This window comes from Amycolatopsis sp. NPDC114484 (assembly GCF_055633755.1).
This window is the reverse complement of the sequence record NZ_JBVKDQ010000026.1, coordinates 52204-62446: the sequence shown is the minus strand read 5'-3', so window position 1 is coordinate 62446 and position 10243 is coordinate 52204. Positions and strand designations below refer to the sequence as shown.

2 protein-coding genes are annotated in these 10243 nt (G+C 69.7%); both read left to right on the top strand.

What is annotated here, in order from left to right; genetic code table 11:
• Positions 1 to 13 precede the first annotated feature (13 nt).
• Positions 14 to 5359 (top strand): SDR family NAD(P)-dependent oxidoreductase, encoded by a 5346-nt coding sequence (locus tag ACZ7SW_RS38880; RefSeq protein ID WP_470235364.1) that lies wholly within the window; start codon positions 14 to 16, stop codon positions 5357 to 5359.
• A gap of 48 nt (positions 5360 to 5407) precedes the next feature.
• The gene (locus tag ACZ7SW_RS38875) at positions 5408 to 10195 is read left to right on the top strand and encodes a type I polyketide synthase (RefSeq protein ID WP_470235363.1); all 4788 of its coding nucleotides are present in this window, start codon (positions 5408 to 5410) and stop codon (positions 10193 to 10195) included.
• Positions 10196 to 10243 lie beyond the last annotated feature (48 nt).

The window sequence follows — 10243 nt, the reverse complement described above, 5'->3', positions numbered from 1 at the left end:
AAGGCAGGGTTCCATGTCGAATGACGGCAAACTCCGCGAGTACCTGAAGCGAGTGGCCGCGGAGCTCCACGACACTCGCCGGCAGTTGCGCGAACTGCGCGAGGGCGAGCACGAACCGATCGCCATCGTCGGCCTGGGCTGCCGTCTTCCCGGCGCGCGGACCCCGGAGGAGTTCTGGGCGCTGCTGCGCGAGGGCCGGGACGCGCTCACCGATTTCCCGGACGATCGCGGCTGGGCGGTCGAGGAGCTCTACGATCCGGACCCGGACAAGTCCGGGAAGTCCTACGTCCGCACCGGCGGATTCGTCGACGGCGCGACCGAGTTCGACGCCGGGTTCTTCGGGATCAGCCCGCGTGAGGCGTTGGCGATGGATCCGCAGCAGAGGTTGTTGCTGGAGACCTCGTGGGAGGTGTTCGAGCGGGCGGGGATCGCACCGGATTCGTTGCGGGGCAGCACGACCGGCGTGTTCATCGGCGCCGGGCACTCCGGCTACGACAACGGATTCGCCGGGAACTCGGAGGCCGACGGCCATGTGCTGACCGGCAGTTCGGGCGCGGTCTCCTCGGGGCGGCTGTCGTACGTCTACGGGTTCGAAGGCCCGGCGGTCACCGTGGACACCGCTTGTTCGTCTTCGCTGGTGGCGTTGCATTTGGCGGTGCGGTCGCTGCGGTCCGGCGAATGCTCGCTGGCGTTGGCCGGCGGGGCGACGGTGATCTCGACTCCCGCCGCCTTCGTGGAGTTCTCCCGGCAGCGCGGTCTCGCTCCGGACGGCCGGTGCAAGCCGTTCGCCGAGGCGGCGGACGGCACCGGGTTCTCCGACGGAGTGGGCTTGTTGCTGGTGGAGCGGCTGTCGGACGCACAGCGCAATGGACACCAGGTGCTGGCGTTGGTGCGCGGCAGTGCGGTGAACCAGGACGGCGCGTCGAATGGCTTGACGGCACCGAATGGGCCTTCGCAGCAGCGGGTGATTCGCGCGGCGCTGGAGAACGCCGGTCTCGAGTTGTCCGATGTGGACGTTGTCGAGGCGCACGGCACGGGCACGACCTTGGGTGATCCGATTGAGGCGCAGGCGTTGCTGGCGACTTACGGGAAGGACCGGGAACAGCCGTTGTGGCTGGGTTCGGTGAAGTCCAACATCGGGCACACCCAGTCCGCGGCCGGGGCGGCGGGCGTGCTCAAGATGGTTCTCGCGCTGCGGTACGGGATGTTGCCGAAGAGCCTGCATATCGACGCGCCGTCGGCGAACGTGGACTGGTCGGTGGGCGCGGTCCGGCTGCTGACCGAGGCCGTGCCGTGGCCGGAGTCAGACCGTCCGCGCCGGGCGGCAGTGTCGGCGTTCGGGGTCGGCGGGACCAACGCGCACGTGATCGTGGAGCAGGCTCCGGAGCCGGTGGCCGAAGAACCGGGCCGGGCCATGGACGTGGTGCCGTGGGTGTTGTCCGCGAAGAGCGACGCGGCGTTGCGGGACCAGGCCGAGCGGCTGGCGGAGCACGTTCGCGCGCGGCCGTGCGTGCGGCCGGTGGATGTGGCGTTTTCGCTGGTGGCTGGCCGTTCGGTGCTGGAGCGCCGGGCCGCGGTGGTGGGGGACCGCGCGGGGTTGCTGACTGCGCTGTCCACTGTGGACAAGGGAGAAGTGGCGACGCGCGGGCGGACGGCGGTGCTGTTCTCTGGCCAGGGTTCTCAGCGGGCTGGGATGGGCCGGGAACTCGCGGAGTCCTTCCCGGTGTTCGCTGAGGCTTTCGCTGAGGTCTGCGACGAGTTGGATCGGCACCTGGATTCGCCGTTGCGGGGTGTGTTGGGTGATTCGGGTCTGGTTGATCAGACTGGGTTTGCTCAGCCGGGGTTGTTCGCCTTTGAGGTGGCCCTGTTCCGGTTGTTCGAGTCGTGGGGTGTGACTCCGGATTTCGTTGGTGGGCATTCGATCGGCGAGCTGGTCGCAGCGCATGTTGCCGGGGTGTTGTCGCTGCAGGACGCGTCTCGGTTGGTGGCGGCGCGGGGACGGTTGATGCAGGCGCTGCCCGCTGGCGGGGCGATGCTGGCGGTGCAGGTCTCCGAGGACGAGATCGAGCCTGGTCCGGGCGTGTCTGTTGCGGCGGTGAACAGTCCGGGTTCGGTGGTGCTCTCCGGCGATGAGGAAGCGGTGTCGGAGTGGGAGTCGAAGGGTCTTCGGACTAAACGGTTGCGGGTGAGCCACGCGTTCCACTCACATCTGATGGACGGGATGCTGGACGAGTTTCGTGCGGTAGCCGAGGGGATTGAGTTCGGTAAGCCGCGGATCCCCGTGGTGTCGAACCTGACCGGTGAGCTGGTCTCGGAGTTCGAGGCGGAGTATTGGGTGCGGCATGTGCGGGACACGGTGCGGTTCTGCGACGGTGTTCGCGCGCTGGAAGCCAACGGTGTCACCAAGTTTGTCGAGATCGGCCCTTCCAGCGCACTGACCCCGATGATCCAGGAGTGCTTGACCGTCGACGCGGTGCTGGTCACGGCTACGCGGAAGGACCGGCCCGAAACCCACGCAGTAGTAGAGGCCATCGCGGCGCTCCATCAGCACGGCACACCCGTGGACTGGAACCAGTTCTTCGCAGGCACCGGTGCGCGGCGAATCGATTTGCCGACCTACGCCTTCCAGCGCCGTTGTTACTGGCCGCGGGCTTCCGGCGCGGTCGGCGATGTGCGTTCGTTCGGCCTGGTCCCCGCGGAGCATCCGTTGCTGGGCGCGGCCGTGCGGCTGCCGGAGTCGGAGGAGACCGTCTTCACCGGACGGCTGTCCGCGGAGACCCAGCCGTGGCTGGCCGACCACGTGGTGCTCGGCAGCACGGTGGTGCCTGCGGCGGTGCTGGTCGAGCTGGCGGGCTGCGCGGGCGACCGGGTCGGCAGCGGGGTGCTGGAGGAACTCGTCCTCGAAGCGCCGCTGGTGCTGCCGGAGCGCGGCGGGGTGCGGATCCAGGTGGTGGTCGGCGCGGAGGAAGCGGGCCGTCGGCCGGTCGGCGTGCACTCGGCGAAGGCGGACGACGAACTCGGCACGAACTGGACGCGGCACGCCACCGGAGTGCTGACCGTGAGCGCCCCGGAACCGTCGGCGGGTCTTGGCGAATGGCCACCGGCGAACGCCACTCCGCTCGACGTCGGGGACGCCTATCAGCGACTGTTTGACGCCGGGCTGGACTACGGTCCCGCCTTCCAGGGGCTGGCTGCCGCCTGGCGGCGCGACGACGAGCTGTTCGCGGAGGTCCGTGCTGCCGAGGGGGTGGAAGCGAATTCGTTCGGCCTCCATCCCGCGCTGCTCGATGCCGCTCTGCACGTGACGGCTCTCGTCTCCGAGGCCGAGAAGACTTCGATCCCCTTCGCCTGGAGCGAGGTCAGCCGGTTCGCGACGGGTGCGTCGGCGCTTCGCGTGCGGATTGTCCCGACCGGGCCGGACGAAGTCTCCGTCCAGATCGCCGATGACGGCGGTGCCCCGGTTGCTGCGGTGCGGTCGCTGACTTCGCGTCCGATCTCCGCCGAGGCGCTGCGGGCGGCCCGTCCGGACGGTGCCAGTTCGCTGTTCAGTCTCAAGTGGACAGAGGTGTCGACAGCAGCGGATCCGGCCCGGCCCCGGTGGGCGGTGTCCGGTCCTGCGCACGGCCTGCTCGACGGGCTCGACGCCGAGCGCGGCGACCTGGCCTCGATCGCGGAAACCGGACCGCCGGACGTGGTTTTTGTCGAATCCGCGCCCGGTGTCACGGCGCGCGAGGCGACCGAGTCCGTCCTGTCGGTGCTGCAGTCGTGGCTGGCTGAGGAGCGGCTTGCGGCCGCCCGCCTGGTCGTGGTGACGCGGGGTGCGGTCGCCGTCGAGGAGGACGCGGCCGTTGACGATCTCGCGGGGGCGGTGGTCTGGGGGCTGGTGCGCTCCGCGCAGGCCGAGCACCCGGACCGATTCACGCTGCTGGACCTCGATGACCGTTCGCTCGACCTGCTGCCTGCCGCGCTGAACCTGGACGAACCACAACTCGCGCTGCGCGACGGCGTCGTGCGAGTGCCGAGGCTGGAGCGGGCGTCCGCGGTCGCTGGGGAACCCGGTTTCGAGCCGGAGGGCACCGTACTCATCACCGGCGGCACGGGAGCTTCGGGCAGCGCGGTGGCGCGCCATTTGGCGGCTGCGCACGGGATCCGGAATCTGCTGCTGCTCAGCCGACAGGGCATCGATGCCCCCGGTGCCCGGGGACTAGCGGACGAACTAGCCGCGTACGGCACCGCCGTGACGATCACCGCGTGCGACGCCACCGATCGGCACGCACTCGCGAACGTGCTGGAGAAGATCCCGCCGGAGCACCCGCTCACCGGCGTCGTGCACACCGCGGGCGTGCTCGACGACGGCGTCCTCGGCTCACTGACCCCGGACCGTCTCGACGCGGTGCTGGGCCCGAAGATCGACATCGCCCTGAACCTGCACGAACTCACTCGCGATCGGGAACTGGGCTGCTTCGTGTTTTTCTCCTCGGCCGCCGGGGTGCTCGGCGGACCGGGGCAGGCCAACCACGCGGCTGCGAACGCGTTCCTGGACGCGCTCGCCCAGTCCCGTCGCGCGGCGAGCCTCCCGGCGGTGTCGCTGGCCTGGGGACCGTGGAACCAGACGGACCGCGAAACCGACGTGTCCCGAGGCCAGGTCGCCCCGCTTTCCCTCGCCGAAGGATTGGCCCTGTTCGACACCGGGCTCACGGCCGGTTCCGCGGTGCTGGTCCCGGCCGCGCTGGAGCCCGCGCGACTGCGGACGCAGGCTGGTTCGGGCACGCTGCCCGCGGTGCTGCGCGGGCTGGTCCGCGGCCCGGTGCGAACCGCGTCGGGAGTCTCCGAGGCCGATCTGCGGGAACGCCTGACCGGCCGGTCCGCGGAAGAACAAGAGTCGCTGCTGATCGCACTGGTGGCAGCGCACACCGCCGCGGTGCTCGGCTACGACCCCGCGGACCCGATCGACGACACCCGGGCCTTCCAGGAGCTGGGCCTGGATTCGCTGACCGCCGTCGAACTCCGCAACCGGTTGAGCGCCGCCAGCGGGCTGCGGTTGCCGGTGACGCTGGTGTTCGACTATCCGAAACCGTCCGTTCTGGCCCGATACCTGCGTACCGAGTTGACTGAGGCGCAGGAGCGCGGCGCACTCGGCGCCGCCCTCGAAGACCTGGACCGGCTGGAAAACACCCTCCTGGCGGTCGCTGGGGACGACGGCGCCCGCCGGTCCCAGGTGGCGACGCGATTGACCGCGCTGCTGGCGAAACTGTCCGGCGCGCAAGCGGATCCGGACGCCGGCTCGCTGGCGGAACGGCTGGACGAGGCGACGGACGACGAGCTCTTCGCACTGGTCGACGGCGGTGCCGGCCGATGAGTCGTCGGCGGACCTTTTCGTTTCCTGGCAAAGGGAGGTGACGGCCTCATGTCGGCCGAAGACAAGCTCCGCGAGTATCTGAAGCGGTCCATCGCCGAACTGCACGAGGCTCGCGATCAGCTGCGCGAGGTCGAGGAGCGGGATCGCGAGCCCATCGCGATCGTCGGGATGAGCTGCCGCTACGCGGGCGGCGTCCGCTCGCCGGAAGAACTGTGGGAACTCGTCGCCTCGGGCGGCGACGCGGTGTCCGGCTTCCCGCTCGACCGCGGCTGGGACGTGGCCGGACTGTACGACCCGGACGGGATCCGCCCCGGAACCAGCTACACCGACCAGGGCGGCTTCCTGCACGAAGCGGGCCAGTTCGACCCGGCGTTCTTCGGCATCTCCCCACGCGAGGCGCTGGCGACCGACCCGCAGCAGCGGCTTCTCCTGGAGACCGGGTGGGAGGCGCTCGAACGAGGCGGGTTCGACCCGACCTCGCTCGCGGGCAGCGACACCGGGGTGTTCGTCGGTGCTACCTACCAGGGCTACGAGACGACGGGGCAGCTGCACCAGGGCGATGTCGCGGGACATTTGCTGACCGGCAATTCCCCGAGCGTCATCTCCGGGCGCGTCGCGTATGCGTTCGGCTTCGAGGGTCCCGCGGTGACGGTGGATACGGCGTGTTCGTCGTCGTTGGTGGCGTTGCATCTGGCGGCGCAGTCGTTGCGGCGCGGGGAGTGTTCGCTGGCGTTGGCCGGTGGGGTCACGGTGATGTCGACGCCCTACACCTTTGTCGAGTTCGCGCGGCAGGGCGGTCTTTCTTCGGACGGCCGGTGCAAGTCGTTCGCGGAGGCGGCGGATGGCACTGGCTGGGGCGAGGGTGTCGGGCTTCTTTTGGTGGAACGGCTGTCTGATGCCCGTCGTAACGGCCATCCGGTGCTGGCGGTGGTGCGTGGTTCGGCGGTGAATCAGGATGGTGCGTCGAATGGGTTGACGGCGCCGAATGGTCCGTCGCAGCAGCGGGTGATTCGTGCCGCGTTGGCCAGTGCTGGGCTTGGATCGTCCGATGTGGACGCGGTGGAGGCGCACGGGACGGGGACTCGGCTCGGGGATCCGATTGAGGCACAGGCGATTCTGGCGACCTACGGGCAGGACCGGGCACAGCCGTTGCGGTTGGGGTCGATCAAGTCGAATATCGGGCACACCCAGGCGGCGGCTGGTGTCGCCGGGGTGATGAAGATGGTGCTGGCGATGCGGCACGGGGTGTTGCCGAAAAGTCTGCACATTGACGCGCCTTCATCCAATGTGGACTGGTCGGCTGGCGCGGTGGAGTTGCTGTCCGAGGCCGTGCCGTGGCCAGAGGCGGATCGGCCGCGTCGGGCTGGGGTTTCTTCGTTCGGGATCAGCGGGACCAATGCGCACGTGATCGTGGAGCAGGTTGCCGAGGAGCCCGCGACGGAGCGTGGGCGTGAGTTGGCTGTGGTGCCGTGGGTGTTGTCGGCGCGGAGCCCGGAGGCGTTGCGGGAGCAGGCTCGGCGTTTGACGTCCGGTGTGGACGGTGCGGCCCCGGTGGATGTGGGCTGGTCGCTGGCCGCACGCGCGGCGTTGGAGTGTCGTGCGGTCGTGGTGGGTTCCGGGCCGGACGAGTTGCTGGCGGGTATCGCGGCGTTGGCTGAGGGCCGTGGTTCGACCGGTGTGGCGGTTAAGGGGCGGACGGCGTTTCTGTTCTCTGGTCAGGGTTCTCAGCGGGCGGGGATGGGGCGGGAGCTGTCGGAGTTCCGGGTTTTCGCTGAGGCGTTCGCCGAGGTTTGTAACGAGCTGGATCGGCACCTGGATTCGCCGTTGCGGGATGCGCTGGGTGATCCGGGTTTGGTTGATCAGACTGGGTTTGCGCAGCCTGGGTTGTTCGCTTTTGAGGTGGCGTTGTTTCGGTTGTTCGAGTCGTGGGGTGTGAGCCCGGATTTTGTGGGCGGGCATTCGATTGGTGAGTTGGCGGCGGCGCATGTGGCTGGTGTGTTGTCGCTGCAGGATGCGGCGCGGTTGGTCGCGGTACGAGGCCGGTTGATGCAGGCTCTGCCGTCGGGCGGGGTGATGCTTGCGGTGCAGGCTTCCGAGGTGGAGCCTGGTCCGGGTGTGTCTGTCGCGGCGGTGAACGGGCCGAATTCGGTGGTGCTCTCCGGTGATGAGGAGGCGGTGTCGGAGTGGGAGTCGAAGGGGCTTCGGACTAAGCGGTTGCGGGTGAGTCACGCGTTCCACTCGCATCTTATGGACGGGATGCTCGAAGAGTTCCGTGCGGTGGCCGAAGGCATCGAGTTCAGCCAACCGCGGATCCCGGTCGTCTCGAACTTGACTGGCGAGCTGGTCACCGAGTTTTCGGCGGACTATTGGGTGCGGCATGTGCGGGACACGGTGCGGTTCTGTGCCGGGGTCCGTGCGCTGGAAGCCAATGGTGTCACCAGATTCCTGGAAGTCGGCCCCTCACCCGCGCTGACCGCGATGATCGACGAATCCCTCCTCGCCGACGCCACGGTGGTCCCGGCGGTGCGGAAGGACCGTTCTGAAGCACAGGCAGTGGTCGAGGCCGCCGCCACGCTGTACACCACCGGCTCCACAGTGGATTGGAAGCAGTTCTTCGAAGGCACCGGCGCGCGGCGGATTGACTTGCCGACTTATGCCTTCCAGCGCCAACGCTACTGGCTGGAATCCCCCGACCAGACAACCGACGCCGCCGACACAGCGGAAAGCAGCTTCTGGACGGCGGTCGAGCGGCAGGACGCTGACGCGGTGTCCGAGGTACTGGCGCTCGACGGCACGCCGGAACAGTCGTCGCTGACCGCGTTGCTGCCTGCCCTGTCGTCCTGGCACCAGCGGCATCGCACGCAATCCACGCTCGACCAGTGGCGCTACGAGGTGACCTGGAAACCGGCCAGCGAACTGCAGGCACAGCCGCTGACCGGGACCTGGCTCGTGGTGCTGCCGCCGAGGCTCCCCGCCGACGGCTGGCCGGACACTCTGGTCGAGGAACTGACCGGCCGCGGCGCGCGGGTGCGCACGCTGACGCTCTCCGGTGGCGAGGACCGCGAGACGATCGCCGCCCGGCTGACCGAATCTGCGGCCGAGGCTCCGGTGAGCGGCATCGTTTCCTTGCTGGCCCTTGACGAAACTCCGCTGGCCGGGTCGCCGTCGGTGCCGGACGGTCTCGCCGCGACGCTGGGGCTGGCGCAGGCTGCCGGGAAGATCGCCGGGGAGCCCCGGATCTGGTGTGTCACCACGGACGCGGTGTCCGTCGGCAGGCCGGACCGGCTGAGCCACCCGATCCAGGCGCAGACCTGGGGACTCGGCCGTGTGGTCGCGCTGGAACACGCGGAACGCTGGGGAGGCCTCGTGGACCTGCCCGAGGCGGTGGACGCCCGCGCGATCGGCCGCCTCGTCGACGTCGTGGCCGGGGCCGGGGACGAGGACCAGCTGGCGGTGCGGGAATCCGGGGTGTTCGTGCGCAGGCTGCGGCGCGCGCGACCGGACACCGCCCCGGGCGAGTGGGTCCCGGGTCCGGGCACGGTGCTGATCACTGGTGGTACTGGTGCTCTCGGGGCTCGCATCGCCCGATGGCTGGCCGAGCGGGGTGCCGAACACCTGGTGCTCGCCAGCCGCCGGGGTCGTGAGGCTGCCGGGATCGCTGAGCTGGAAGCCGAGTTGAGCGAGCTGGGCGCGCGGGTGACGGTGGCGGCGTGCGATGCCGCCGACCGGGCGTCCCTGGAGGGGTTGCTGGCCGAGCTTCCGGCTGAGTTCCCGCTTACCGGCGTCGTGCACGCAGCGGGTGTCCTCGACGACGGGGTGCTGGAATCCCTTGCGCCGGAACGACTCGGCACGGTCCTGCGCCCGAAGGCGGACGCCGCGCTGAATCTGCACGAGCTCACCCGGGACCGCGAGCTGAGCATGTTCGTGCTGTTCTCCTCGATCGTCGGCGTGGTCGGCAGTGCCGGGCAGGCCAACTACGCGGCGGCGAACGCTTTCCTGGACGCCCTCGCCGAGCAGCGGCGGGCGGCCGGGCTGGCCGCGACCGCGGTCGCTTGGGGACCCTGGGCGGACAGCGGCATGGCCGCGGGCAGCGACGCCGTCACCGACCGGTTGCGGCGTGGCGGGGTGCCGCCGATGGCGCCGGAGCTGGCGATCACGGCGCTGGAGCGCGCGGTGGCGGGTGGCACGGCCTCGGTGACGGTCGCGGACATCGACTGGGAACTCCTGACTCCCGCGTTGATCGCGGCCGGGCCGAATCCGCAGTTCAGCGATCTGCCCGAGTTCCGCCGGGCGGCGGACGAGACCCGGACCGAGGTCGCCGACGAGTCCTCGCTGCGGGACCGGCTCGCCGGCATGCCCGTCGGCGACCGGCTCGACGTTCTGCTCGCCCTGGTGCGGGAAAAGACCGCGAAGGTGCTCGGCTACCCGTCGGCGGATCGCGTCGAGCCGGAGCGCGCGTTCGGCGACCTCGGCTTCGACTCGCTGACCGCGGTGGAGTTCCGCAACGCGCTCGGCACGGCGACTGGGATCCGGGTGCCGGCGACGGTGGTGTTCGACTACCCCACGCCGGTCGCGGTCTCCGAGTACCTGCACGGCGAACTGGTCGGCGACGACTCCGCCGGGAACCGGCTCGGCACCGAACTGGACCGGCTCGAATCCGCCTTGTTCGCCGCCGCCGTCAGCGAACCGGAGAGCGCTGAGATCACCACCCGGCTGCAGAGCCTGCTCGCGCGCTGGAAGGAAAGCCACGACCAGGCCGCCGCCGGGGAAGACATCGCCTCGGCCACCAAGGACGAGCTCTACGAGATTCTGCAGAAAGAGTTCGGCCGCGCTTGAGCAAGGCGACCCGCGAACCTTCCTTGACTTCGACGAGGAGTTTGACCG